Here is a 26201-nt window from a genome sequence, read left to right as displayed (position 1 = left end):
CGTGCGCTCGCAGGTCTGCTACCACGCGGTCGACTCGCACACCGAGGGGATGCCGACGCGGGTGGTCACCGGTGGGGTGGGCGTCCTGCCGGGTACGACCATGGCCGAGCGGCGGGAGCGGTTCATGGCGGATCGCGACGGTCTGCGCACCCTGCTGATGTGCGAACCGCGCGGGCACGCGTCCATGTCCGGCGCGATCCTCCAACCCCCGACCCGGCCGGACGCCGACTTCGGCGTGCTGTTCATCGAGGTCTCCGGCTGTCTGCCCATGTGCGGCCACGGCACCATCGGCGTGGCGACGGTCCTCGTGGAGACGGGCATGGTGGAGGCGGTCGAGCCGGAGACCCTCATCCGCCTCGACACCCCCGCCGGTCTCGTCACCGCACGGGTCGCCGTGCGCGACGGGCGCGCCGAATCCGTCACCCTGGAGAACGTCGCCTCCTACAGCCACGCGCTGGACCAGGTCGTGGAGGTGGCGGGGTTCGGTCCGGTCCGCTACGACATCGCGTACGGCGGCAACTTCTACGCCATCGTCCGCACCGACGACCTCGGCATCCCCTTCGACCGGTCCGAGAAGGGACGGCTGCTCGACGCCGGCCTGGGCATCATGGCCGCGATCAACGAGCAGAACCCGGTGGCGCATCCGGAGGACCCCGCCATCGACGTCTGCCACCACGTCTACCTGGAGGCGCCCGGCTCCACCGCCGAGCGCTCGCGGCACGCCATGGCGATCCACCCCGGGTGGTTCGACCGCTCGCCCTGCGGGACGGGAACCAGTGCCCGGATGGCCCAACTGCACGCGCGGGGGCTGCTGAAGACCGGGCAGGACTTCGTCAACGAGTCCTTCATCGGCTCCCGCTTCACCGGCCGGCTCCTGGCGGAGACCACGGTCGGCGGACGCCCCGCCGTCCTGCCCTCCGTCACCGGCCGCGCCTGGATCACCGGGACCGCGCAGTACCTGCTCGATCCCGCGGACCCCTATCCGGGGGGGTTCACTGTGTGACCGCCGCGCCCCTGGGCGAGGCTGCCGCCTCGCGCGGGCTCCGGGCCGTCCGGACGCCGCGCCGGCCCCTGCGCCGCTCGGCCGGCTTCCGCCTCAGCGCGCGCCGAGCCTGCGGGACGGGGCCGCGCGGTCGGCCTGTTCCTTCCGGGCCGCCCACAGGGTCCTGACGTGGGCGAGGTGGCGGCGCATGTGTTCCTCGGCCGCCTCCGCGTCGCCCGCGATCATGATGTCCAGCAGGACGGTGTGCTCCCGTGCCGAACCCTCCAGCGACCCTTCCTGGGACAGGTCGGTGAGCCCGTACAGCCGGGAGCGCTTGCGCAGGTCGGCCACCGTCTCGACGAGGCGCGCGTTCCCCGCGAGGGCGAGCAGGTCGAGGTGGAAGCGGCGGTCCGACTCCAGGTAGCCGATCAGGTCGCCCCGCTGCGCGGCGGCCACGATCTCCTCGGCCACCGGGCGCAGGGCCTCCAGTTGCTCACGGGAGGCGGTGCGGGTCACGCGGCCGATGGTGGGGATCTCGACGAGGGCGCGGATCTCCGTGTACTCGTCCAGGTCGCGCTCGGACAACTCGGTGACGCGGAACCCCTTGTTGCGCACGGCCTCGACGAGGCCCTCCCGGGCCAGGTCGAGCATGGCCTCGCGCACGGGGGTGGCGGAGACGCCGTACTCGGCGGCGAGGGCGGGAGCGGAGTAGATCACGCCGGGCTGGAGCTCTCCCGCTATCAGCGCGGCCCGCAGCGCGTTGGCCACCTGGTCGCGCAGGTGCTCCTGCACCGAGATGAGTTTGCGGGACTTCAGCTCACTCATGCGTTCCCGTTCCCCTTCGGCGATTTGTCACCGCACTATACAATGTCACGTTGCGCAGTGCGCCGTCCTCCTCGCCCACGGCCTCTCCGCCGTGAAGCGGGTCTGCGGGCGGGCGGCGGTGGAGTGGCCGGGCCGCATCGTCGAGACCGGCCTCAGGGAGGAGGGGTGCGGCCGACCGGCCCGCCTCCGCGCCCGGGCGTCGCTCCGGGCGGCGGGCCCGTCGCGCGCGGTGACCCGCCGCTTCCCCGAAGCGGGCTGAGGGCTTCCCGGCGGCCCGGACGCGCTTCGGGCCGCCGAGGGGGCGGAGTCGACAGCCCGCCATTCGCGCGGTGTTCACCAGGGGGCTGCAGCGGATTGGAGTCAGGGCCTTCCTTGTGGTGTGTGACCTGTGCCATTGTACATTGCACAGGGCGTGAGCATGTCAAGCGCGGGCGGGGCTCCCTTCCGTCCGGCGCCGGCACGGCTGTGAGTGCACCCCCCGGCCCGCGCCCTCCATCCCATCGGTCACGCACCCGCGTGCCTCCGACCCCCTCATGGGAGGAAACAACGTGAGAACCACACTCGTCCGCCGAGGTGTGGGCGCCGTTCTGCCCCTGGCCCTGGCCGGGGCGATGGGCCTCGGGCTGCTCACGCAGCCGGCCCAGGCGCAGCCGAACTCCCCCTCGGCAGCCACGGCCCCTACCGCGTCGCAGCCGTCCCGGCCCGCCGCGTCCGACGAACTCGCGCCTCAGGCACAGCAGTTCGCGGACCCGGGCGCCGACCACCAGGCCGAGGACCGACTGGAGGCGTCCCGGATACCTCCGGTGAGCGCCGACAAGACGCCTCTCAGAGAGGCGTACGGCGACCACGCCGCCCCCACGGAGCGGAAGGCGGGCGGGAAGGCCTCGGCCGAGGCCGCCGCCGCGTGCGACCCCGCCGACTTCACCGGTCGCACCGGGGCCGAACTCGTGCGGCAGATCAAGGCGTCCACCGTCGACTGCGTGAACACCCTGTTCGGCCTGACCGGCGAGGACGCCCGCCTGGCCTTCCGCGAGGCCCAGATGGCCACCGTGGCCTACGCGCTGCGCGACGCCGCCGCCTCCTACCCGGGCGACGGCAGCACCGGCACCCCGCAACTCGTGCTCTACCTCCGGGCCGGCTACTACGTGCAGTGGTACAACCCGGACGTCGTCGGACCGTACGGGAGCACCCTGCGGACCGCCGTCCGCTCGGGCCTCGACGGCTTCTTCGCCAGTCCCCGTTCGCGCGACGTCACCGACGGGAACGGGGAGACGCTCTCCGAGGCGGTCATCCTGATCGACAGCGCTCAGGAGAACGCCCGCTACCTTTACGTCGTCAAGCGGCTGCTGGCGGACTACACGTCCTCCTGGAGCGGCTTCTCCCGGATGCTCGCCGCGGTCAACAACGTCTACACGGTGACCTTCCGGGGCCACCAGGTACCCGCGTTCGTCAGTGCCGTCGAGGCGGACCCGAGCCTCCTCGACTCCCTGCACCGCTTCGCCTCCGCCCACCTCCCCCTGCTCGACGGCGACCACGCGTACCTGACCTCCAACGCCGGACGGGAGCTGGGCCGCTTCCTCCAGCACGAGAGCCTGCGGGCCAAGGCGCGCCCGCTCGCCGCCGACCTGCTGCGCAAGACCTCTCTCACCGGCCCGACCGCCCCGCTCTGGGTGGGCGTGGCGGAGATGGCCGACTACTACGACAAGGCGAACTGCGCCGCCTACGGGGTCTGCGACCTCCAGGAACGGCTCAAGCGCGAGGTGCTGCCGGTCCGCCACACCTGCAGCCCCAGCATTCGCATCCTCGCCCAGCAGATGACCTCCGCCGAACTGAACGCCGGCTGCGCCAGCCTCATCCAGCAGGACGCGTACTTCCACCGGATCGCCAAGGACGACGGCCCGGTCGCCGGCGACAACAACGCCTCCATCGAGGTCATCGCCTACGACTCCAGCGCCGACTACCAGACGTACGCCGGGGCGATGTACGGGATCGACACCAACAACGGCGGCATGTACCTGGAGGGCGACCCCGCCGCCGCGGGCAACCAGGCCCGCTTCATCGCCTACGAGGCCGAGTGGCTGCGGCCGGACTTCCACATCTGGAACCTCAACCACGAGTACACGCACTACCTCGACGGCCGCTTCACCATGCACGGCGACTTCACCGAGAACATGTCCACCCCCACCGTCTGGTGGGTCGAGGGCTTCGCGGAGTACATCTCCTACCACTACCGGGGCGAGCCCTACACCGCGGCGATGACCGAGGCCGGCAAGGGCACCTACGCCCTGAGCACGCTGTTCGGCACCGACTACAGCCACGACACCACACGGGTGTACCGCTGGGGCTACCTCGCCGTGCGGTACATGCTGGAGAAGCACCCCGCCGACATGGACAGGGTGCTCGGCCACTACCGCACCGGGCAGTGGGCCGCCGCACGGACCTACCTCACCAGCACCGTCGGCACCCGTTACGACGGCGACTTCCGGACCTGGCTGGCCGGGTGCGCCGCCGGTGACTGCGGGAGCGGCGACGGCGCCGTCGCCGAATGCACCGACCCCGACATCCGGGTGCTGGGCGAGAACTGCCGCCGCAGCAACCTCTCCGCCGCCAAGGGCGACTACTCCTACCACTACCTGTACGTCCCGGCCGGCACCCGGCAGTTGACGATCACCGTCAGCGGCGGCACCGGCGACGCCGACCTCTACTACAGCGACGCGGGGTGGGCCACCACCGCCTCCGCCCAGCGCGCCACCGGCTCCGGCAACTCCCACACGCTGACGATCAGCAACCCGCGCGCCGGCGCGAACTACATCAGCCTGTACGCCGCCGCCGCGTTCGGCGGAGCGGCCCTCACCACCGCCTACTGACCGGAGGTTCCGCCCCCTTCCGCCGGGGCCCGCGCCACTGGCGCGGGCCCCGGTCCGGCCGTGCGCCGGTCCGGCGGGAAACGGTCGGGCTCCGCTGTCAGTGCCTCCCCATACAGTCGAAACATCACTCGGGGAGCACCGGAGAAGGAGCCCAACCATGTCCGCCAACAGGATCCAGCACAAGGTTAATCACGTCGCTCTGGTCGTGGACGCCTCCGGTTCCATGTACCAGCACCAGGGTCAGCTGATCCGCGTCGTGGACGAGTTCGTGGCGGGGCTGAAGGCGGAGTCGGACAGCCTCGGCCACGAGACCCGGATCAGCCTCTACTCCTTCGACCACCGGGTGGAGAACCTGGTCTGGGACATGGACGTGAAGCACCTTCCGTCCATGCGAGGGCTCTACAAGGTCAACAACGGCGCGACGGCCCTCATCGAGGCGTCCCTGAAGTCCCTGGACGACCTGGGGCACATCTGGGAGGAGTACGGCGAGCACAGCTTCCTCCAGATCGTCGTGACGGACGGCGAGGAGAACGCCTCCGGCGGCGACCGGCGGCACGACGGCGACATGACCATCCTCGGGCCCTGGCTCGACCGGATCACCGCGAAGATGGGCGGGCTGCCGGGCCACTGGACCTCCGCGATCCTCGTCCCGAACTCCCTGGCGAAGCGCACCGCCCAGAACTACGGCTTCCCCGCCGGCAACATCGCCATCTGGGACGCCGACTCCCAGAAGGGCGTCGAGGACGCGATCGGCACCGTGCGGGCCGCCGCCACCAGCTTCCTGCGCGGCCGCGAGCAGGGCGTGCGCGGCACGAAGAACCTGTTCGCCGTCGGACAGGACATATCGGTGGCCGACGTGCGGGCCACCCTCGAACCGGTCCCGGCCGACAAGTACCGCCTGCTGAAGGTCGACAAGGAGGCGGAGATCCGCGCCTTCGTCGACTCGCACCCGGGCGTCACCTACGAACGCGGCTCCTGCTACTACCAGTTGGGCACCCGCGTCCAGGTGCAGCCCGACAAGGAGGTCATCGTCGTCGAGAAGGACACCGACCGCGCCTACACCGGCGAGGCGGCGCGCAACCTCCTGTTCGGCACAGGTGTGCGCGGGACCGTCTCGGTGAAGGCCGGCACCAACCCCAAGCTGGAGGTGTACGTGCAGAGCCGCTCGGTGAACAGGAAGCTCAAGGCCGGCACCCGCCTGCTCGTCATGCTCTGACCCGGGGGCGTTCAGCCCGGAGCGGCCGGGGCGGAGGTGTCCGCCGCCACCGACACCGCGAGCGCGCCCAGGACGGTGCCCATGAGAAGGCGCTGGGCGCGGAGCCAGGAGGGGCGGCGGGCGAGGAAGACCGCGACGGCCCCGGCGGCCAGCACGATGCCCAGGTTGACGGCGAGGGCCACCGCGATCTGGACGGACCCCAGCACCAGCCCCTGGAGCAGCACGTCTCCCTTCTCCAGGCTGATGAACTGGGGGATGAGGGAGAGGTACATGACGGCGATCTTCGGGTTGAGCAGATTCGTCGTCAGCCCCATCGCGAACAGTCTGCGCGAGGAGTCCTGCGGCAGATCGGCGGGTGCGAAGACGGAGACGCCGCCGGGCCTCAGAGCGGACCAGGCCAGACGGGCGAGATAGGCGGCCCCGGCCAGCTTCACCGCCACGTACAGCTCGGGCACCGCGAGGAAGACCGCGGACAGGCCGAGGTTCGCGGCCACCAGATAGACCAGGAAGCCCACGGCCACCCCGCCCAGGGAGACCACTCCCGCCCGCCGTCCCTGGGTGATGCTCCGGGAGACGAGGTAGATCATGTTCGGCCCCGGGGTGAGGACCATGCCCAGGGCGACCAGCGCGACCCCCACCGCCCCGCTCAGCTCGACCACGCACGTCCACCGCTCTGTTCACCGAGAGCCGGACGGTCCGGCGCCCTGCGCACCGACCGACCTGCTCGGTGCGATCAAAGGCTAGATCCGTCGTCCGGATCGGTTCAATAGCGGACATTGCACTCGGTGCAATGTTGTGCTTCGATGCCGTTCCGTTCACCAGGGGAGGGGGCCCATGAAGGACTTCCGGTCCGTCGCGGACGCCGTGGCGCGGGAGATCGCGAGCGGGCGGCTCGCGCCCGGGCAACGGCTGCTCCCGCAGCGGGAGTTCGCCCGGCTCCACGCCATCGCCGACTCCACCGCCGCCCGCGTCTACCAGGAGCTCGCCCGCAGGGGCCTCACCGTCGGCCGGGTCGGCCGCGGCACGTTCGTCACCGAGAGGCCGGGGGCGCCCGCCCCCGCGCCCGCCCTGTCCGAGCCCTCCGCCGGCCGCGTCGACCTGGAGCTGAACCACCCCGTCGTCCCCGAACAGGCCGCGCTGCTCGCCGCCGGTCTGGAGCATCTGGTGCACCCCGGCCGACTGGAGTCGGTCCTCCACCCCATAGGGCCCGCCGGCACCCCCGCCGCGCGCGAGGCCGCGGCGGCGCTCCTCGCGCGCGGCGGCGGGCGGCCCGACCCGGGGGACGTCCTGTTCGCCGGGAACGGCCGGCAGGCCGTCTCCGCCGCCGTCGCCGCACTGACCCGGCCGGGCGCCCGGCTGGGCGTGGAGGAGTTCACCTATCCGGTGCTGAAGGCCATCGCCGCCCGGCTCGGCGTCATCCTCGTGCCCTTGGCCGTGGACGAGGACGGACTGGTCCCCGAAGCGGTGGAGGAGGCGCACCGCGCCGAACCCCTGCACGCCGTCTACGTGCAGCCGGTCCTCCACAACCCGCTCTCCCGCACCATGTCCGCACGGCGGCTCGACCACCTGGCCGACGTCCTCCTGGCCTCCGGGATCCCCGCGGTCGAGGACGCCGTCTGGGCCTTCCTCCGGGACGACCTGCCGTCCCTCGCCTCCCGCGCCCCCGAGCGGACCGTCCTCGTGGACAGCCTCTCCAAGCGGCTCTCCCCGGGGCTGACCCTCGGCTTCGCGGTGGCCCCCGCCGCGCTGGCGGGCCGGGTCGCGGGGGCCCTGCGCTCCGGTGGGTGGACGCCCATGCGGTTCCCCCTGGAGGCGATGGCGCGCTGGCAGGCGGACGGGGCCGTGGCCACCCTCGTACGGGCCAAGCGGCGGGAGGCGCAGGCGCGGCAGGGGATCGCGCAGCGCCACCTCGGCGACTTCCGCACGAGCGGCGCCCCCTGCTCGTACTACCGGTGGTGGGAGCTGCCCGCACCCTGGCGCGCCGACACCTTCGTCGCCGCCGCCGCGCGGCACGGCATCGCGGTGACCCCGGCCGCCGCGTTCCGCGTCGGCCGCCGGAGCGGCCCGCACGCGGTCCGCCTGGGGCTGGCGTCGCCCACCCGGGACGTGCTCTCCCGGTCCCTCGCCACCCTCGCCGACCTCGCCCGGACCGCGCCGGACGACCTGGCGGGGGACTGAGCGGCGCGTCGCCCGCCCGCCGGTCCTTCCCGGCCCGGCCGACGCGTTCGGCCGGACCGGGCCCCGCTCCGGGGGCGGCCGCTCAGGCCGTCCCGGCGGTCATCCGCCGCAGCCCTGTGTACTGGAGCGCGGTGTAGACCCCCACGATCCCTGAGCCGATCAGCAGGAACACCACCCCGGCGTCGTTGAGCGGCACGAAGTCGGCGAAGGCCGTCGCCAGGCAGCCCACCGCGCACACGGCGTTGACCGCGACGACGGTCCTGGCCAGGGCGGGCGGGATCACCGGGTAGCCCGCGATCAGGGCGAGGCAGGCCGCCCCGCCGAGCTGGAAGATCCCGAAGGCCACCGCGAAAGCCACCGGCACCCCGGTCAGGGAGGCCAGGGGCGCGGCGGCGGCGACCAGTACGAGACCCATCACGGCGGTGCTGACGCTGTCCACGCGCAGGACCAGACGGAGGAAGCGGGCGGCGTCCGCGACGGAGGCCGCCGCGGTCGGGGCGAGGGTGTACGACATCACGTGTCTCCTTCGTTCGGCGGATCGGTGACACCGTGCCAGGCGGGGACGGCGGAACTCCATGACCTCCCAGGTCAAGAACGCGGGGCGCGGCGGCCTGGGTACGGTGGGGGGATGGAGACCCAGGAGCCTTCCCGCGTAGGCCCGTTGCTTCGGGAGTGGCGCCGCCGCCGCAAGCTCAGCCAGCTCGAACTGGCCCTGCGGGCGGACTCCTCGACCCGGCACCTCTCCTGTGTGGAGACCGGGCGCGCCCGACCGAGCCGCGAGCTTCTCCTGCGGCTCGCCGAGCACCTCGACATCCCGCTGCGGGACCGCAACGGCCTCCTGCTGGCGGCCGGTTACGCACCCGCCTACCGGGAGTCGCCGTTCGGCAGCGAGCCGATGGCCATGGTCCGCTCCGCCATCAGGGCGATGCTCGCCGGTCACGAGCCCTACCCGGCCGCCGCGATCGACCGGATGTGGAACATCGTCGACCGCAATGGCGCCATGTCCCTGCTCATGAGCGCCGTGCCACCGCACCTGACGGAATCGGGCGGCAACGTGATGCGGCTGATCCTCCACCCGCAGGGGCTCGCCCCCCAGTGCCTGAACTTCGCCCAGGTCCGCGCCCACGCCCTCGGCCGGCTGCGACACCAGGCCGACACCACCGGCCACCGGGGGCTGCGGGAGCTGTACGAGGAGATGTCCGCCTACCCCGCTCCACCGGGCCTCGACGCCGACCCGGGCCCGGTGGACCCGGCCGGCATCGTCGTCCCGCTGCGCATCCGTACGCCCCTCGGCGACATGGCGTTCTTCAGCACGATCGCCACCTTCGGGGCCCCGGCCGACGTGACCCTGTCGGAGCTGGCGGTGGAGTCGTTCTTCCCGATGGACGAGCGCACGGACGCCCTGCTGCGCACCCTGGCGGCGATGAGCGGCGAGGGCCGCTGACCGTACGCTCCCGGTCCGTGGCCGGGCGGGAGCGGTGAGCCCCCGACCGTGGTCCGGAACCTCGTCCGGGGTGGACCAACGCCCGCCCAGGGGGCCGCGGCCCGCGGGGCGTCAGTAGCGGGGCAGGCCGGGGTCGGAGCTCCCCTTGGCGTACGGGTGGGCGCGGAAGTCCCGTCCTTCGCTCCGCAGTTGCTGGGCCCGCAGCCGGGCCGCCTGTTCGATCAGCAGCCCGTCCGTGTTCTCGGTGGGGCCCCGACGTCCGCGTCGGATCAACACCATCGCGCACCACGCGGCCACCGCGCCGATGACCGCCACCAATGCGGCGAACGTCCCCATGAGCCCCCAACTCCCCCCGTGCCCCACCGGACCGACGGCCCATTATCCCGTCCCCGCTGAGGCGGCGCAAGGCTGTCGCCGGTTGACTTCATACCCCTGGGGGGTATCGTGGAGGGGTGGTCGCGACCCGGCGGCCCTGACGAGGGAGTGGGACATGCAGACCGGTCTCAAGATCACGGCCTTCGCCGCGGGGCTCGCGGCGGTCTTCGGGTCGGCGTACGCGGTGGGCGGGGCGACGGAGCCCGCCGCCGCACCGAAGGAGCCGGCCCACCAGGACGCCCACGCCGAGAAGGAGCGCCCGGCGAAGGAGGGGGGCGCGGGGGAGTCCCCGGAGCTTCCCGGCGGCCTGCAGATCTCTCAGGACGGCTTCACGCTCGACCTCGACACCCCGCGCATCGAGGCGGGCGTCCCCGCCGAACTGCGCTTCTCCGTCGTGGACGAGGACACCTCCCGCAAGGTGACCGCGTTCCGCCGCGAGCACGGCAAGGAACTGCACCTGATCGTGGCGTCGAGCGACCTCGCCACCTACCGGCACCTGCACCCCGTGCGGGCCGCCGACGGCACCTGGTCCGCCCCCGTCGAGCTGCCCGGGGCGGGCGGCTACCGGGTCTTCGCCGACTTCACCCCGGACGCGGAGAACGCCGAGGGCGTCACGCTGGGCGCGGACCTCGCCGTAGCGGGCGACGCCCGCCCCGAGCCGCTGCCGGACGCCGAGCGGACGGTGGCCGTCGACGGGTACGAGGTGACGCTCGACGGGGCCCTGCGCCCCGGGGCGGGCAGTGAACTCAAGCTCCAGGTCGAGAAGGACGGCAGGCCGGTCACCGACCTCCAGCCCCACCTCGGCGCCTACGGCCACCTCGTCGCGCTCCGCGCCGGCGACCTGGCCTACCTCCACGTCCACCCGAACGGCGAACCGGGCGACGGGCGGACGGAGCCCGGCCCCGAGGTCTCCTTCACCGCGACGGCCCCGAGCAAGGGGGCCTACCGGCTCTTCCTCGACTTCCGGCACGAGGGAAAGGTCCGTACCGCCGCGTTCACCGTCCACGCCGGAGGCGCGTCTCCCGAAAAGTCCGTACCGCAGGACGGGGAGTCCGTCGGCCACGGCCACTGAACCCGGCGCGGGCCCCGGTCGGCAGGGAGGAGGCCGTCCACTCCCGGAGAGTGGCGAGCCTGGGCCCGGAGCCGGGAAAGGGGGGCCGGTGCACGGCAGGGGAATCTCTGGCTTAGGCTTGCCTAACCTTCATTGCTCGGTCAACTTGAGGACCCTCCATGCTCGGCTTCTCCCGCGTGCGCCGCCACACCCTCGCCGCCACGGCCACCACCGTCGCCCTCGCCGTCGCCCTGGTCGGCTGCTCATCGGAGGGCGACGGCGACAAGGGCGGGGCGAAGGACTCGGCCAAGGGCGGGGGCGCGTTCCCCGTCTCGATCAAGAGCTCGCTCGGCACCGCCGAGATCGAGGAGAAGCCCGAGCGCATCGTCACCCTCGGCCAGGGCTCCGCCGAGACGGCGATAGCCCTCGGCCAGACCCCGGTCGGCATCGAGAGCTACGCCTGGGGCAGCGACAAGTCGGGCTACCTCCCGTGGATCAACGAGGCCGTCAAGAAGTCCGGCGACAAGCTGCCCAAGCAGTTCACCGGCGGTGAGGAGATCGACTTCGAGGCGATCACCGAACTGGAGCCGGACGTCATCCTCGCCCCCTGGTCGGGCATCACGCAGAAGCAGTACGACGTCCTCAAGGACATCGCCCCCACGGTCGCCTACCCCGACCAGGCGTGGAGCACCGACTGGGACCAGCAGATCGACATCATCGGCAAGGCGCTCGGCCGCACGAAGGACACCGACGCCCTCAAGACGAAGATCGAGAAGCAGCTCGCCGACGCCGCGGCCACCCGGCCGAACTACAAGGACGTCACCTTCTCGTACATCTACAACTCCGGCCCCGGCACCCTCGGCGTCTTCAAGCCCGAGGAGCAGCGCGTCAAGATGGTCTCCTCGCTCGGCCTGAAGGTCGACCCGGTCGTCAACGGCTTCAAGGAGACCCCCGGCACCGACTCGGCCCTCATCGGCCTGGAGAACGCCGAGAAGCTCAAGGACAGCGACCTCGTCTTCACGTTCTACACGGACGAGAAGAACCGCAAGGAGATCGAGGGCCAGAAGCTGTACGGCGAGATCCCCGCGATCAAGAAGGGCGCCGTCGTCGCGAGCAACGACAACTCCTTCGTCACCGCCTCCTCAATCATCAACCCGCTGACCGTGCCGTGGACGATCGAGCGCTACCTGCCGCTCATCGACAAGGCCGTCGAGGCGGCCGGCAAGTAACGCCCCGGCCGGGTACCCGAACCACCGAGCCCCCAGGCACACACCACTGACATGGCAACCACCACGGTCGCACCCCCCAGCGGCGCCGGTACTCCCCGTACCGGCGCCGCTCGGGTGGCGTTCCTCCTGCTCCTCGGCCTGGCAGCGCTGGCGCTCGCGCTCTGCGCCAGCGTCATGTTCGGCAGCCGCTCCACCTCGTTCGGCGACGTCGTCCACGTGCTCCGGGGCACCGCCGACCCCCACGTCACCACCGTCATCGAGAGCCGCTACCCCCGCACCGCCCTCGGCCTCCTCGCCGGGCTCTGCCTCGCGGTCGCCGGCACCCTCATGCAGGGGGTCTCACGCAACCCGCTGGCCGAACCGGGCCTCCTCGGCATCAACGCCGGAGCCTCCGCGAGCATCGTCGCCGCGACCGCCTGGCTCGGGGCCTCCGGCGCCACCGACACCATGTGGTGGGCGCTGCCCGGGGCCCTGGCCGCCGGCGTCCTCGTCCACGTCATCGGCTCCGCCGGTACGGGGACGAGCGTGGTGCGCCTGGTCCTCGCCGGAGCGGTGCTCGCCGCCGTCCTCATGGCGTTCATCCAGGCCGTGGCCCTCAGCAAGCCCCAGGTCTTCGACAGCTACCGCTACTGGGTGGTCGGAGCGCTCGGCGGCCGGGACTTCGACGTGTTCTGGTCCGTCCTGCCGTTCGCCGCCGTCGGGTTCCTGCTGGCCCTGGCACTCGGCCCGGGCCTCAACGCCCTGGCCCTGGGCGACGCGACCGCCGTCGCCCTCGGCTCGCACCCCGGACGCACGCGGGGCGGCGGACTGCTCGCCGCCACCCTGCTCAGCGCCGCCGCGACCGCCGCCGTGGGCCCGATCGCCTTCGTCGGCCTCGCCGTCCCGCACGTCGTACGGGCCCTGGTCGGCGTCGACTTCCGCGCCCAGATCCTCTTCTCCGCCCTGCTCGGCCCGACCCTGCTGCTCCTGGCGGACGTGGTGGGCCGGGTCGTCATGCGGCCCACCGAACTCATGGTCGGCGTCGTCACCGCCTTCATCGGCGCACCCGCGCTGCTCATCGCCGTACGCCGGATGCGGGGCGCCTCATGACTCCCACCGACCGCCCCGCCACCGCCCGCAAGGCCCCCCGCGGCTACCTGACCGTCGGCGCCACCGTGGCGATACCCGTGCGCAGGGCCTCCGTGCTCACGGGGCTCGGCCTCTCCGTCCTCCTCCTCGCCGCCGCCGTCGCGACCCTGGCCTGGGGACGCCTCGGCATCGACCTCGCCGACCTGCCCGCGGCCCTCGCCGGGCACGCCGAGGGCAAGGACCGGTTCGTCTTCAACCGGCTGCGCGGCCCCCGCCTCACCGTCGCCGTCGGGGTCGGCGCCGCGCTCGGCCTCTCCGGCGCCCTGTTCCAGTCCGTCACCCGCAACCCGCTCGGCAGCCCGGACGTCATCGGACTCTCCGCCGGGGCGGGCGCGGGCGCCGCGTTCTGCGCGCTGATGTTCCCCGACACGGTCCCCGTCCCCGTGGGCGCCCTCATCGGCGCGATCCTGGCGATGGCCCTCGTGTACGTCTCCACCGGAACCGGCTTCCGCGACCCCGCCCGGCTCGTCATCGCCGGCATCGGGGTCGCCGCGATGGGCACGGCCGTCACCCAGTACGTCGTCTACGCCCTGGAACGCGACAAGGCGTCCGTCCTCACCGCCTATGTCAACGGCAGCCTGACGGCCCGTTCCTGGACCGACGCCACCACCGTCTGGCTGGTCCTCGCCGCCGCCGCCCCGGCCGCCGCGCTGATCTCCCGGCGGCTCGACATCGGCGAGATGGGCGACGACATCGCCGAAGCGCTCGGCTCCGAACCGAAGAAGGCCAAGACCCTGGCCGTGGTCCTGGCCATCGGCCTCTCGGCCGCCGCCGTCAGCGTCTCCGGCCCGATCGCCTTCATCGCCCTGACCGCGCCCCAGATCGCCCGGCGCCTCTCCCGGGGCTCCGGCCCCCACCTGCTGCTCTCCGCGCTCACCGGCGGTCTGCTGCTGGTGCTGGCGGACCTCTGCTCCCAGCAGCTGGCGCTCTTCGACGACCTGCCGGTCGGGATCTACACGATGGCGATCGGCGGCGCGTACCTCGGCTACCTCCTGGTACGGGAGTGGCGCAAGGGAGTGCTCTGAGACCTCTCCCGCCCCGGTGCCGGGCCCGGGGAGGGGCCGGCCGGGCGCCGGGGGGATCCGGCGCGCCCCGCTCCCGGACGGACCGCGCCGGGGGGATCGGCCTTTTCCCACCTCCTCGTCGCCGGGAGGGCCTTCGGCCGTTCCGCGGAGGGGAGTTCGCCCGCGGGGTGGAGGCCGGCGGCGCGTCGGAGCGGTGACGACTGGTCACGTACAGGTTCGTGGACCATACTGCCCGCCGTGGAGCAGAGCATAGATTCGAACAAGAAGCCCGAGTTCGCCGCAGGCACCGACCCGGCGTTCATCCCCCTGCCCGGACTGGCGGCGCCCGTCGCGACCCGGAAGCCCGAACCGGAAGAGGAGGCGGACGCCGGGGCGGTCGCCCCAAAGGGAGAGGCGGAACGCGAGGACGAGGCCGGAACCACCGCCCCCGGCGGGAAGACCGACCGGGAAGCGGAAGCGGAGGAGGGGGCCGACGCCGGGGAGGGCCCCGTCTTCGAGGTCAGCGACCGGCGCGGTTCGATCCGGGTGGCCCGGGAAGGCGTCCGCTTCCGGTTGGACGACCAGGAGGCCGAGTTCGACTGGGACGAGATCGGTGCGGTGGAGACCGCCTCGGCCCGTTTCGGCCGCCGTTTCACGGTGACCGTCCACCTGTCGACCCGCCGCTGGTTCAACGCCGAGGTCGAGGCGGGCAGCCGCAGCGAGCTCAAGGGGTGGCCCGCCGAGCTGGACAAGGTTCTGGACGCCTACTTCGAGGAGTCCTGAGCGCTCGCGCGCGGAGCACCCGTCCTGGCCGGGCGGGACCGCGCCCGCGATGAGGTCCTGAGCGCTCGCGCGCGGGGCGCCCTTCGCGCAACGGGGCGACCGCGTCCGGCGGGCGGGCGGGGCGGTCCCGGCCGCGGGACGACGGCCCGGCGGGTGTGCGAGCGGCCCGGGCGGCGGGTACGGCCCGTGCCGCCCCGGACCGTGCCCTCAGGGCCTCTTCCGCCTGCGGCCCCGGACGCGTACCACGACGTAGCCGGCCAGGGCGACGGCGGCCAGCGCCAGCACCGCCTTGGAGACGACGCCCACATACGTCCCGACCACGTCCCACTGGTCGCCGAGCCAGTACCCGGTCATCACCAGCACGGTGTTCCACACCAGGCTGCCCGCCGCCGTCAGCGCGACGAACACCGGCAGCGGCATGCGCTCCACACCCGCGGGCACCGAGATCAGGCTCCGGAACACCGGCACCATGCGGCCCAGCAGGACCGCCTTGGTGCCGTGCCGGGCGAACCACTCCTCCGTCCGCACCAGGTCGGACGCCTTGACCAGCGGCAGCTTCGCCCACCAGGCGTGCATCCGCTCCCGGCCGAACACGGCGCCGACGCCGTACAGCACCACCGCTCCGACGACCGAGCCGAGCGTCGTCCAGAACAGGGCCGAGGCGATGCCGAGCACGCCCTGCGAGGCCGCGAACCCGGTCAGCGGCAGGATGACTTCGCTCGGCAGCGGCGGGAACACGTTCTCCAGCGCGATGGCAGCGCCCGCGCCGGGCCCGCCGAACGTCTCGACGAGGTCGGCGGCCCAGCCGGCGATGCCCCCCGGCGGCTCCAAGGCGGCGAGAAGCCGCTGGGCCGCTGCCGAGGACGGGGTCAGGTGCATGCCTCCATGGTCGCAGCCCCGGTTCAGGACCCGTCGAGAACCACCGAGCGGCTCAGGTGGCGCGGCAGGTCGGGGTCGAGCCCTCGCGCGGCGGCCCTGGCGAGAGCGAGGCGCTGGACGCGTACGAGATCGGCCAGCGGGTCGAGCGGGCCGTCCACCCACGCGGCGCCCGTCGCGCGCACCTGCTCCGACAGGCCCTCGGGGGCCTCCCCGAGCATCCAGGTGGCGGTCCCCGTCGTGGAGATGCTGATGGGGCCGTGGCGGTACTCCATCGCGGGGTACGACTCGGTCCAGGACAGCGACGCCTCCTTCATCTTCAGCGCCGCCTCGTGGGCCAGACCGACCGTCCACCCCCGGCCGAGGAAGGAGAACTGCGTGCACTCCAGCAGCCCGTCCGGCAGCAGCTCGGCGAGGGCGGTCTCCGCGTCCGCCACCGCCTGCTCGGAGTGCAGGCCGAGATGGGCCCGCAGGAGGGTGAGGGCGGTCGTGGCGAAGCGGGTCTGCACCACGGACCGCTCGTCGGCGAAGTCCAGGACGACGAGGTCGTCGGCGGCCGCCCTGACAAGGGTCTGCGGATCGGCGGTGACCGCCACCGTGCGCGTGGTGCCGCGCAGCCGGTTGAGCAGCTCCAGCACCTCGGTGGTGGTCCCCGAGCGGGTCAGCGCGACGACCCGGTTGTAGCCCCGGCCGAAGGGGAACTCGGAGGCGGCGAAGGCGTCCGTCTCGCCCTGCCCGGAGCCCTCGCGCAGCCCGGCGTAGGCCTGCGCCATGTAGAAGGAGGTGCCGCAGCCCACGACCGCGATCCGCTCGCCCGCGGCGGGCAGGCCGGCGGCCTCGGGGCCCCCGGCCAGGGCGGCGGCGCGCCGCCAGCAATCGGGCTGACTGGCTGTCTCGGTCTCGGCATACGACACGTCTGCACTCCACGGGAACGAGGTGGACCACGGCAACGGGGCCGAGCGGGGCCTGCCTCGGCCCGCCCAGCCCGCATGTAGAATTCTGCACGTTACATGTAGTTATCGAGCAAAAACAAGCAACGTGCAGGTGGGCGGCGGAGTACCCGCGACCGCTGTGCGACGCTTGCGGCGGTCCGGCCCCCGGCGACCGCGTTCCCGCGAAGCGCGGTGCCCGTGCCGGACGGTGAGGAGACGCTCTTGTCCAGGGACGCCCGGTGGGACGCGCTGCTGGAACTGGTCGGCAACCACGGCAGGGTGGACGTCGAAGAGGCGGCGGCGGCGCTCGACGTCTCGGCCGCCACCATCCGCCGCGACCTGGACCAGCTGGCCGAGCAGCACCTGCTCACCCGCACCCGGGGCGGCGCGGTGGCGCACGGGGTCTCCTACGAACTGGCGCTCCGCTACAAGACGGGGCGCCACGCACCCGAGAAGCAGGCCATCGGGCGTGCGGCGTCCGGCCTCGTGGCGGTCGGCGAGGTGGTCGGCCTGACCGGGGGGACGACGGTGACCGAAGTGGCCAGGGCGCTGGCGGTGCGCCCGGACATCGTGGGCGAGACGACGGCGGCGGGCGGGCAGCCGACGCTGACCGTGGTGACCAACGCCCTCAACATCGCGAGCGAACTGGCGATCCGGCCGCAGATCAAGATGGTGGTGACGGGCGGGGTCGCGCGGCCCCAGTCGTACGAGCTGACGGGCCCCCTCGCGGTCGGCGTGATGAACGAGATCACCCTGGACGTCGCCGTGCTCGGGGTGAACGCCATCGACATCGAACGCGGTGCGTACGTCCATCACGAGGGCGAGGCCAGCGTCAACCGGCTGCTCGCGGAACGGGCGCAGCGGGTGGTGGTGGCGGCCGACTCGTCGAAGATCGGCAAGCGGGCGTTCGCCCGGGTCTGCGATCTGGGGCTGGTCGACGTCCTGGTCACCGACTCCCGCATCGGCGCGGAGGCGAGGGACCGGTTCGGCGAGGCGGGGGTCCAGGTCATCGCGGTCTGAGCGGACCGGCCGGGCCGGTACGGTGCGAGTCCGGCGGCGCGTGCGGGACGTCATGAACCGGTACCGGTCGGGTACCGGAAAGGAGATGGAAGCCGAGTTCGCCGTGTCGCTGGTACGCCGAACGGGTGAGGGGCGAGAGGATTGCCCGATGAACAGTGAGTGCAGCCGGTGCGAACCCGCCCGGCTCGACGACGGGGTGGACCGGTGAGCAGGTACGACAGGTATGACCGATACGACGCCACCGATGAACAGTGGGAGGGGCTCGCCCAGGTCGTACCGTTGCGCGGCCGGGACGAGTGGCCGTCGCGGGTCGACCACCGCACCGTCCCGGCCGAGCGCGCGGCCGAGCAGCGGCGCCTCGTCGTGTTGCGGGTGCAGGTCTTCGCGGACGCGCGGGAGGTGGCCGAGTACCTGGTCGGCCAGGTGCCGGTTCTGCTCGACCTGACGGCGGCGGAGACGGACGTGGCGAAGCGGATCCTCGACTTCACCAGCGGCGTGGTCTTCGGCCTCGGCAGCGGGATGCACCGCGTCGACCGCAACGTCTTCCTGCTCGCGCCCGAGGGCATGGAGGTCGAGGGGGTCACCCCCGCGGGCATCACTCATTCGTAGCCGTAGCCGTAGCCGTAGCCGTAGCCGTAGCCGTAGCCGTGGTTGCGGTTGCGGGTGTTGTGGGGAGCGGCCGCCGGACCGGGGCGCCGCCCCCGGCCGCCCCGCCTGCGAACTCCGGGTCCGGAGGCGGGCGCGGACGTGCGTTGTCGGTGGCCGGTGATAGACCTGGGGCCGTGAAAGACATCGAGGTGGCAGAACTCCAGCGCCGGCTGGCCGCGTTCGCCGCGGCGCGGGACTGGGGCCGATACCACACCCCGAAGAACCTGGCGGCCGCGCTCAGCGTCGAGGCGTCCGAACTCCTGGAGATCTTCCAGTGGCTGACGCCCGAGCAGTCCGCCGCGGTCATGGAGGACCCCGGGGCGGCTCATCGGGTCGCCGACGAGGTCGCGGACGTGTTCGCCTACCTCCTGCAGTTCTGCGAGGTGCTGGGCATCGACCCGGCGGCCGCGCTGGCGGCCAAATTGGAGCGGAACGAGGAACGCTTCCCTCTCCCGAGTGGCCCGGAACCTGGTGATCGTCACTCTTCGGAGTGATCGAGTTATCCACATTCGACTTCGTGTCCACAGATTTCCGATTTCCTCTGGCCTTGCGGTGCTGTTGCCCTCACTGTGGGTAATGAATGAGGTGAGCGGGTTTTCGTACGGACGGGGGAGACAGATGGAAGCGGAGCGACTCATCGAGGTCGGACGGCGGGCGCTGGCGGGCAGCCGGGGCGCGCTGGACGTCATGGCGGAGGCGTGGCAGGCCCAGGCGCTCGCACGGGCCATCGGCAGTCGGCTGGCGGCGTGCGGGCCGATGGAGTTACGGAGCGAGGCGCGGGCGCTGGGGGAGATCGGCGCCGGCTGCTCCGCGCTGGACCACCCCTCGGTTCTCTCCGACGGCGCCCGGGCGGTGCGGCTGACCGGGATGGCCGAGGTGAAGCCGACCCTGGCCGCTCTCGCGCTGCTGCTCGGCGAGGTCGGGATCGCGCTGGTCGGGGTGGCCTGTGACACGGGGGAGGACAACCTGTACTGGCAGTGCATCGAGGCCATGGACGCGGCGGACGAATCACTGGACCGCGTCCACGGGATGCTGAGACGGCTGGCCGAGCGGGAGCGCGACGGCCCCTACAGGGGCATACGCGGCCCCGCGGCATCGGCGGCCGGGCCCTGAGGAAGGTTCCGGGCGGGGAGGAGCGGGGGCGGGGGCGGACCGGGCTGATGAGGGCCCCCGTGCCGGAGGGCAGGATGGGGGCATGGATCTTCGCATCTTCACCGAGCCCCAGCAGGGGGCCGACTATGACACCTTGCTCACCGTCGCCAAGGCCACCGAGGACCTGGGCTTCGACGCCTTCTACCGCTCCGACCACTATCTCCGGATGGGTTCCGGCGACGGCCTGCCCGGACCGACCGACGCCTGGATCACCCTGGCGGGGCTGGCGCGCGAGACCCGGCGCATCCGGCTCGGCACGCTGATGACCGCCGGCACCTTCCGGCTGCCGGGGGTCCTGGCCATCCAGGTGGCCCAGGTCGACCAGATGTCCGGCGGCCGGATCGAACTGGGTCTGGGGGCGGGCTGGTTCGAGGAGGAGCACCGCGCCTACGGCATTCCGTTCCCGAAGGAGAAGTTCGGCCGCCTGGAGGAGCAGCTCGCGATCGTCACCGGTCTGTGGGCGACGGAGGTCGGCAAGACCTTCAGCTACGACGGCACCTACTACCAGCTCACCGACTCACCCGCGCTGCCCAAGCCCGCCCAGGCCAAGGTGCCCGTCCTGATCGGCGGCCACGGTGCGACGCGCACCCCGAGGCTCGCCGCGCAGTACGCGGACGAGTTCAACATCCCCTTCGCCTCCCTGGAGGACAGCGAGACCCAGTTCGGCCGGGTCCGGGCCGCCGCGCAGGCGCACGGGCGCTCGCCGGACGACCTCGTGTACTCCAACGCGCTGATCGTCTGCGCGGGCAAGGACGACGCCGAGGTCGCCCGGCGCGCGGCGGCCATCGGCCGGGACGTGGAGGAGCTCAAGGCGAACGGCCTGGCGGGATCACCCGCCGAAGTGGTCGACAAGATCGGCCGCTACGGGGCGATCGGCTCGTCGAGGATCTACCTCCAGATTCTCGACCTGGACGACCTGGACCATCTGGAACTGATCTCCACGCAGATCCAGTCCCAGCTGACCTGACCTGACCTGAGGAGGTGGAGGTGGCTGTGAGTACCGGTGACACGCTCGCCGACGCGCTGGAAGCCGGCCCCGTCCTGCTGGACGGCGGACTCTCCAACCAACTGGAGGCGCAGGGCTGCGACCTGTCCGACGCCCTCTGGTCGGCCCGGCTGCTGTCGGCCGCGCCGGAGCAGATCGAGGCCGCCCACCTCGCCTACCTCCGGGCGGGGGCGCGGGTGCTCATCACGGCCAGTTATCAGGCCACCTTCGAAGGGTTCGGGCGGTACGGGATCGACCGGGCCGGGACCGAGGAGTTGCTCGCCCACAGCGTGCGGCTGGCCCGGCGCGCCGCCGACGCGGCGCGCCGGACCGGTCCCGGGCGGGAGAGCTGGGTCGCCGCGTCGGTCGGACCGTACGGGGCGATGCTCGCGGACGGCAGCGAGTACCGGGGGCGTTACGGGCTGAGCGTCCGGGAGCTGGAGCGCTTCCACCGGCCCCGGGTGGCGGCCCTGGCCGCTGCCCGGCCCGACGCCCTGGCCCTGGAGACGGTGCCGGACCTGGACGAGGCGGAGGCCCTCGTCCGGGTGGCCGAGGAGACCGGTCTGCCGTACTGGCTCTCGTACAGCGTGGCGGGCGGCCGGACCCGGGCCGGTCAGCCGCTGGAGGAGGCGTTCGCGGTGGCGGCGGGCCGGGACTCCGTCCTCGCGGTCGGGGTCAACTGCTGCGATCCGGACGAGGCGCAGGAGGCCGTGGAACAGGCGGTCGCGGTCACGGGCGGGCCCGCCGTGGTCTACCCCAACAGCGGGGAGGGCTGGGACGCCGGGGCGCGGGGGTGGACCGGGCACGGCACGTTCGACCCGGGGCGGGTGCGGGCCTGGACCCGGGCGGGGGCCCGGCTCGTCGGAGGCTGCTGCCGGGTGGGGCCGGAACTCCTGGCCGAGCTGGCCCGACGGCTGGAGGCGTAGGCGGCCGGAGGGCCCGGTGCACCGTGAGGGAGCGGTCGGCGGAGGAGGCGGGGCACGGCGTCCGCGCGCCCGGAGGACCAGGGCGCAGGAGTGCCCGGGAGCCGTCCGGCGGAGCACGCGGGGCAGGCGGAGGCGGCGAAAATACCTGGTGGGGGCGGGAGGTGACGACCATACTCGGACGGGTGTTCCTGACCATCGGTACGACCGGCACCCCTGAACGCCCCGCCACGGATCTGGGTTTCCTGCTGCACAAGCATCCCGACAAGGCGCAGGCGTTCTCCACCTCGCACGGCTCCGCGCACGTCTTCTACCCCGAGGCGTCCGCCGAGCGCTGCACCGCCGCCCTCCTGCTGGAGGTGGATCCGGTGGCGCTGGTGCGGCGCGGCAAGGGCAAGGGCCGGGGAGGAGCCCCCGACGCGGCGCTCGCGCAGTACGTCAACGATCGCCCCTATGCGGCCTCCTCCCTGCTGTCGGTCGCCCTCGCCACCGTCTTCAAGTCCGCGCTCGGCGGCGTCTGCCGGGCCATGCCCGAGCGGGCCGGGAGCCCGTTGCCGCTGCGGATCGAGGTGCCCGCCCTGCCCGCCCGGGGCGGTGTCGAGCTGGTGCGCCGGCTGTTCGCACCGCTCGGCTGGGACCGAGTCGGGGCCACGGCCGTACCACTGGACGGACAGTTCCCCGCGTGGGGCGACTCGCGCTACGTACGGCTCGTGCTGGAGGGCGAGTTGAGACTCGCCGACGCGCTGCGGCAGCTCTACGTCCTGCTCCCGGTGCTCGACGACGCCAAGCACTACTGGGTCGCGCCCGACGAGGTGGACAAGCTGCTGCGAGCCGGGGAGGGCTGGCTGGCCGACCACCCCGAGCGGCCCCTGATCACCCGGCGCTACCTCTCCCACCGCTGGGGGCTCACCCGCCAGGCCGACCAGGCGCTGGAGCTGGTGCGGCTCGCCGAGTCGGACGACCTGGACGTGGGGTGCGTCGACAACGCGGTGGACGAGAGCACCGACACCGAGGAGAAGCCCGTCCCGCTCGCCGCGCACCGGCGCACGGCGATCCTCGACGCGCTGCGCGCCGCGGGGGCCGGGCGGGTGCTCGACCTCGGCTGCGGCCAGGGCCAGTTGGTGCAGGCGCTCCTCAAGGACGTGTCCTTCACCGAGATCGTGGGCCTCGACGTCTCGATGCGCGCCCTGACCCTCGCCTCGCGCCGACTGAAGCTGGACCGGATGGGCGAGCGCCAGGCCGGCCGGGTCACCCTGCGGCAGGGGTCGCTGACCTACACGGACCGGGCGTTGAAGGGGTACGACGCCGCCGTGCTCAGCGAGGTGATCGAGCACCTGGACCTGCCCCGGCTGCCCGCCCTGGAGTACGCGGTGTTCGGCGCGGCACGGCCGGGGACGGTGGTCGTGACCACGCCGAACGTGGAGTACAACGTCCGCTGGGAGTCTCTTCCGGCCGGGCACGTCCGCCACGGCGACCACCGCTTCGAGTGGACCCGGGCCGAATTCCGGGAGTGGGCCGGACAGGTCGCCGGACGGCACGGGTACACCGTCCGGTACGTGCCGGTCGGAGCCGAGGACCCCGAGGTGGGGCCCCCGACCCAGATGGCCGTGTTCACCCGGCTCCCGGAAGCCGCCGGGAAGGCCGGGGACGGTCCCGGCACGAAGCGCGACACCGAGAAGAAGCGCGACACCGAGAAGAAGAAGGAGGCGGAAGCCGCGTGAACAGGGACCGGAACAGGACCGGCGCGGCAGCGGCGGCGGCAGCCGTCGACACGACCGCCGCAGACGAAACCGCTGCCGAGGCCACGGAGAACGGCGCCGGTCCGACCGCGGTCGAGGAGGCCGCCGCGCGCGCCGCGCGCGTTCTGCCGGTGACCGACCTCTCCCTCGTCGTCCTCATCGGCGCCAGCGGATCGGGCAAGTCCACCTTCGCCCGCAGGCACTTCAAACCGACCGAGGTCGTCTCCTCGGACTTCTGCCGGGGTCTGGTCGCCGACGACGAGAACGACCAGAGCGCCAGCCGTGACGCCTTCGACGTGCTGCACTACATCGCCGGCAAACGCCTGGAGGCCGGGCGGCTCACGGTGATCGACGCCACCAGCGTCCAGTCGGAGAGCCGGAGGCAGCTCGTCCAGCTGGCCCGGAAGTACGACGTCCTGCCGATCGCCATCGTGCTCGACCTGCCCGAGGAGGTCTGCGCCGCCCGCAACGCGGCCCGCCCGGACCGGGCCTCCATGCCGCGCCACGTCATCCAGCGGCACCGCCGCGAGCTGCGGCGTTCCCTGCGCGGACTGGAGCGCGAGGGCTTCCGCAAGGTGCACGTCCTGCGCACCGAGGAGGAGGCCGAGCGAGCCGAAGTGGTCCTGGAGCGCCGCTACAACGACCTGCGCCACCTCACCGGCCCGTTCGACATCGTCGGGGACGTCCACGGGTGCAGCTCCGAGTTGGAGACCCTGCTGGCCAAGCTCGGCTACGTGGACGGCGCCCACCCCGAAGGGCGTACCGCCGTGTTCGTCGGCGACCTCGTCGACCGGGGGCCCGACAGCCCCGGTGTGCTGCGCCGCGTCATGTCCATGGTGGCGGCGGGCACCGCCCTGTGCGTCCCCGGCAACCACGAGAACAAGCTCGGCCGTTATCTCGCCGGTCGCAAGGTGCAGCTCACCCACGGCCTCGCGGAGACCGTCGAGCAGCTGGAGCGCGAGGACGCCGAGCACCCCGAGTTCCGGGGCGAGGTGCGGAAGTTCATCGACTCCCTGGTCAGCCACTACGTCCTGGACGAGGGGAAGCTGGTGGTCTGCCACGCCGGGCTGCCCGAGAAGTACCACGGCCGCACCTCCGGCCGGGTCCGCTCGCACGCGCTGTACGGGGACACCACGGGGGAGACCGACGAGTTCGGCCTGCCCGTGCGCTACCCGTGGGCCGAGGAGTACCGGGGCCGCGCCACCGTGGTCTACGGCCACACCCCGGTGCCCACCACCTCCTGGATCAACAACACCATCTGCCTGGACACGGGGGCCGTCTTCGGCGGCAGGATGACCGCGCTGCGCTGGCCGGAGCGCGAACTCGTCGACGTGCCCGCCGAGAAGGTCTGGTACGAACCCGTCAAGCCCCTGGCCACCGAGGCGCCCGGGGGCCGGGAGGGCCGGCCGCTGGACCTCGCGGACGTCCAGGGCCGCCGCGTGGTGGAGACCCGGCAGCTGGGCCGCGTCGCCGTGCGCGAGGAGAACGCGGCCGCGGCGCTCGAAGTCATGAGCCGGTTCGCCGTCGACCCCCGGCTCCTGGCCTACCTCCCGCCCACCATGGCCCCCACCGCCACCTCCCGCGAGGAGGGGTTCCTGGAGCACCCGGCCGAGGCGTTCGCCCAGTACGCGGCGGACGGCGTCGAGCGGGTCGTGTGCGAGGAGAAGCACATGGGCTCCCGGGCCGTCGCCCTCGTCTGCAAGGACGCGGCGGCCGCGACCGCCCGCTTCGGCACGACGGGCCCCGCCGGCGCGCTGTACACCCGCACCGGGCGGCCGTTCCTCGACGACACCGCCATGACCGAGGCGGTCCTGGACCGGCTCCGCACCGCCGTCGCGGCCGCCGGGCTCTGGGAGGAGTGGGACACCGACTGGGTGCTCCTGGACGCCGAGCTGATGCCGTGGTCGCTCAAGGCGGGCGGGCTGCTGCGCTCGCAGTACGCCGCCGTCGGCGCCGCGTCAGGCGCCGCCCTCCCGCCGGCCGTCGCCGCCCTGGAGCAGGCGGCGGCCCGGGGCGTCGAGGTGGCCGCCCTGGCGGGACGGCAGCGGGACCGCGTCCGGGACGCGGCCGCGTTCACCGAGGCGTACCGGCGTTACTGCTGGCCCACCGAGGGGTTGGAGGGGGTGCGGCTCGCCCCCTTCCAGATCCTCGCCGTCCAGGGCCGCTCCCTCGCCGCCCTCCCGCACGACGAGCAGCTCGCCCGGCTCGACCGGCTCGTGGAGCACGACCCGACCGGGCTGCTCCAGGCCACCCGCCGGCTCGTCGTCGACACCGGCGACGAGGCGTCGGTCCGGGCGGGTGTGGACTGGTGGCTGGAGATGACCGGGGGCGGTGGCGAGGGCATGGTCGTCAAGCCGCTCGGCGCGCTCGTCCGGGACGCCAAGGGCCGACTCGTCCAGCCCGGGGTCAAGGTGCGCGGCCGGGAGTACCTGCGCATCGTCTACGGCCCCGAGTACACCCGTCCGGAGAACCTGGAGCGCCTGCGCTCCCGGTTCCTCGGCCACAAGCGCTCGCTGGCGCTGCGGGAGTACGCGCTGGGCCTGGAGGCCCTGGACCGGCTGGCCGACGGCGAGCCGCTGTGGCGGGTTCACGAGGCGGTGTTCGCCGTCCTGGCCCTGGAGTCGGAGCCGGTGGACCCCCGGCTCTGACCGTCCGGAGCCGGGACCGGGCCTGGGTCACGACCGGGCCTGGGTCACGACCTGTCCTCGGTCACGACCGCCCCCGGCTCCCGCTCCGTCCTGGTCCGGCCCCGCCGGTCCCGGTCGGCGCCCGAGCCGCCCGGCCCCGGCGGTCCCGGTCGGCCCCGGACGCGGGGGCGCGCCCGGCCGTGGGGCGCCGCGGCGG

Annotated in this window: 24 protein-coding genes; 18 read left to right on the top strand and 6 right to left on the bottom strand. The window is 73.0% G+C overall.

Annotated features, from left to right (window positions below):
• Position 1 precedes the first annotated feature (1 nt).
• Entirely contained in the window at positions 2 to 1003 is a 1002-nt protein-coding gene (locus ACH4K1_RS06675; protein ID WP_398087248.1) for a proline racemase family protein, read from the top strand.
• 93 nt (positions 1004 to 1096) lie between these two features.
• Here the strand turns inward: ACH4K1_RS06675 and ACH4K1_RS06670 are convergent, their stop codons facing one another.
• Positions 1097 to 1807: a GntR family transcriptional regulator gene (locus ACH4K1_RS06670; protein ID WP_073767357.1), complete on the bottom strand. Its 711-nt coding sequence runs from the start codon at positions 1805 to 1807 to the stop codon at positions 1097 to 1099.
• 611 nt (positions 1808 to 2418) lie between these two features.
• Here ACH4K1_RS06670 and ACH4K1_RS06665 point away from each other — a divergent pair.
• Together ACH4K1_RS06665 and ACH4K1_RS06660 are read left to right on the top strand one after the other, a co-directional pair.
• Positions 2419 to 4674 (top strand): M9 family metallopeptidase, encoded by a 2256-nt coding sequence (locus tag ACH4K1_RS06665; protein WP_398087466.1) that lies wholly within the window; start codon positions 2419 to 2421, stop codon positions 4672 to 4674.
• A gap of 157 nt (positions 4675 to 4831) precedes the next feature.
• Positions 4832 to 5890 carry a VWA domain-containing protein gene (locus ACH4K1_RS06660; protein WP_398087247.1) on the top strand — a complete coding sequence of 353 codons (1059 nt, stop codon included), beginning with the start codon at positions 4832 to 4834 and terminating at the stop codon, positions 5888 to 5890.
• 11 nt (positions 5891 to 5901) lie between these two features.
• Here the strand turns inward: ACH4K1_RS06660 and ACH4K1_RS06655 are convergent, their stop codons facing one another.
• Positions 5902 to 6549, bottom strand: coding sequence for a LysE family translocator (locus ACH4K1_RS06655; protein ID WP_398087246.1), 648 nt, complete (start codon positions 6547 to 6549; stop codon positions 5902 to 5904).
• Positions 6550 to 6724: 175 nt separating this feature from the next.
• Between ACH4K1_RS06655 and ACH4K1_RS06650 the strand changes: the two genes are divergently transcribed.
• Positions 6725 to 8068 (top strand): PLP-dependent aminotransferase family protein, encoded by a 1344-nt coding sequence (locus tag ACH4K1_RS06650; RefSeq protein WP_398087245.1) that lies wholly within the window; start codon positions 6725 to 6727, stop codon positions 8066 to 8068.
• An 82-nt stretch (positions 8069 to 8150) separates the two neighbouring features.
• Here ACH4K1_RS06650 and ACH4K1_RS06645 read toward each other — a convergent pair whose 3' ends face one another.
• Positions 8151 to 8582 (bottom strand): hypothetical protein, encoded by a 432-nt coding sequence (locus ACH4K1_RS06645; RefSeq protein ID WP_398087244.1) that lies wholly within the window; start codon positions 8580 to 8582, stop codon positions 8151 to 8153.
• 114 nt (positions 8583 to 8696) lie between these two features.
• Between ACH4K1_RS06645 and ACH4K1_RS06640 the strand changes: the two genes are divergently transcribed.
• Complete coding sequence (locus tag ACH4K1_RS06640) at positions 8697 to 9512, top strand: helix-turn-helix domain-containing protein (RefSeq protein WP_398087243.1); 816 nt, start codon at positions 8697 to 8699, stop codon at positions 9510 to 9512.
• Positions 9513 to 9623: 111 nt separating this feature from the next.
• Here ACH4K1_RS06640 and ACH4K1_RS06635 read toward each other — a convergent pair whose 3' ends face one another.
• Entirely contained in the window at positions 9624 to 9848 is a 225-nt protein-coding gene (locus tag ACH4K1_RS06635) for a hypothetical protein (RefSeq protein WP_398087242.1), read from the bottom strand.
• A 154-nt stretch (positions 9849 to 10002) separates the two neighbouring features.
• Between ACH4K1_RS06635 and ACH4K1_RS06630 the strand changes: the two genes are divergently transcribed.
• The 5 genes from ACH4K1_RS06630 (at position 10003) to ACH4K1_RS06610 (ending at position 15082) form a co-directional block, all read left to right on the top strand.
• Positions 10003 to 10959: a hypothetical protein gene (locus tag ACH4K1_RS06630; protein ID WP_398087241.1), complete on the top strand. Its 957-nt coding sequence runs from the start codon at positions 10003 to 10005 to the stop codon at positions 10957 to 10959.
• A gap of 158 nt (positions 10960 to 11117) precedes the next feature.
• Positions 11118 to 12167, top strand: coding sequence for an iron-siderophore ABC transporter substrate-binding protein (locus tag ACH4K1_RS06625; protein WP_398087239.1), 1050 nt, complete (start codon positions 11118 to 11120; stop codon positions 12165 to 12167).
• A 51-nt stretch (positions 12168 to 12218) separates the two neighbouring features.
• Positions 12219 to 13256, top strand: a complete 1038-nt coding sequence (locus ACH4K1_RS06620; RefSeq protein ID WP_398087237.1) for a FecCD family ABC transporter permease — start codon at positions 12219 to 12221, stop codon at positions 13254 to 13256.
• The gene (locus ACH4K1_RS06615; RefSeq protein ID WP_398087235.1) at positions 13253 to 14320 is read left to right on the top strand and encodes a FecCD family ABC transporter permease; all 1068 of its coding nucleotides are present in this window, start codon (positions 13253 to 13255) and stop codon (positions 14318 to 14320) included. The genes ACH4K1_RS06620 and ACH4K1_RS06615 overlap by 4 nt, the downstream gene beginning before the upstream one ends.
• 237 nt (positions 14321 to 14557) lie before the next feature.
• The gene (locus ACH4K1_RS06610) at positions 14558 to 15082 is read left to right on the top strand and encodes a hypothetical protein (RefSeq protein WP_398087233.1); all 525 of its coding nucleotides are present in this window, start codon (positions 14558 to 14560) and stop codon (positions 15080 to 15082) included.
• 207 nt (positions 15083 to 15289) lie between these two features.
• Here the strand turns inward: ACH4K1_RS06610 and ACH4K1_RS06605 are convergent, their stop codons facing one another.
• Complete coding sequence (locus tag ACH4K1_RS06605; RefSeq protein ID WP_398087232.1) at positions 15290 to 15961, bottom strand: DedA family protein; 672 nt, start codon at positions 15959 to 15961, stop codon at positions 15290 to 15292.
• A gap of 23 nt (positions 15962 to 15984) precedes the next feature.
• Positions 15985 to 16872 (bottom strand): SIS domain-containing protein, encoded by an 888-nt coding sequence (locus ACH4K1_RS06600; RefSeq protein WP_398087230.1) that lies wholly within the window; start codon positions 16870 to 16872, stop codon positions 15985 to 15987.
• 240 nt (positions 16873 to 17112) lie between these two features.
• On the opposite strand from ACH4K1_RS06600, the gene ACH4K1_RS06595 reads away from it, so the two are divergent.
• From ACH4K1_RS06595 to ACH4K1_RS06560, 8 genes are all read left to right on the top strand, one after another.
• Complete coding sequence (locus tag ACH4K1_RS06595) at positions 17113 to 17910, top strand: DeoR/GlpR family DNA-binding transcription regulator (protein ID WP_398087228.1); 798 nt, start codon at positions 17113 to 17115, stop codon at positions 17908 to 17910.
• A gap of 204 nt (positions 17911 to 18114) precedes the next feature.
• The gene (locus tag ACH4K1_RS06590) at positions 18115 to 18519 is read left to right on the top strand and encodes a cell division protein SepF (RefSeq protein ID WP_398087226.1); all 405 of its coding nucleotides are present in this window, start codon (positions 18115 to 18117) and stop codon (positions 18517 to 18519) included.
• Positions 18520 to 18692: 173 nt separating this feature from the next.
• Positions 18693 to 19052, top strand: a complete 360-nt coding sequence (locus tag ACH4K1_RS06585) for a nucleotide pyrophosphohydrolase (protein ID WP_398087224.1) — start codon at positions 18693 to 18695, stop codon at positions 19050 to 19052.
• A gap of 124 nt (positions 19053 to 19176) precedes the next feature.
• Positions 19177 to 19671 (top strand): DUF6099 family protein, encoded by a 495-nt coding sequence (locus tag ACH4K1_RS06580; protein WP_228988786.1) that lies wholly within the window; start codon positions 19177 to 19179, stop codon positions 19669 to 19671.
• 82 nt (positions 19672 to 19753) lie between these two features.
• The gene (locus tag ACH4K1_RS06575; RefSeq protein WP_398087221.1) at positions 19754 to 20677 is read left to right on the top strand and encodes an LLM class F420-dependent oxidoreductase; all 924 of its coding nucleotides are present in this window, start codon (positions 19754 to 19756) and stop codon (positions 20675 to 20677) included.
• Between the two features lie 26 nt (positions 20678 to 20703).
• Positions 20704 to 21621, top strand: a complete 918-nt coding sequence (gene mmuM, locus ACH4K1_RS06570; RefSeq protein WP_398087464.1) for a homocysteine S-methyltransferase — start codon at positions 20704 to 20706, stop codon at positions 21619 to 21621.
• A 182-nt stretch (positions 21622 to 21803) separates the two neighbouring features.
• Positions 21804 to 23339, top strand: coding sequence for a 3' terminal RNA ribose 2'-O-methyltransferase Hen1 (locus ACH4K1_RS06565; RefSeq protein WP_398087462.1), 1536 nt, complete (start codon positions 21804 to 21806; stop codon positions 23337 to 23339).
• 143 nt (positions 23340 to 23482) lie between these two features.
• The gene (locus tag ACH4K1_RS06560) at positions 23483 to 26005 is read left to right on the top strand and encodes a polynucleotide kinase-phosphatase (protein WP_398087460.1); all 2523 of its coding nucleotides are present in this window, start codon (positions 23483 to 23485) and stop codon (positions 26003 to 26005) included.
• The last annotated feature ends 196 nt before the right edge of the window (positions 26006 to 26201 follow it).

The sequence above is a fragment of the Streptomyces sp. NPDC017448 genome (assembly GCF_044330565.1).
In the GTDB taxonomy this organism is placed as follows: Bacteria; Actinomycetota; Actinomycetes; order Streptomycetales; family Streptomycetaceae; genus Streptomyces.
Note: the sequence above shows the minus strand (reverse complement) of the source record. Positions and strands in the feature narration are given on the sequence as shown.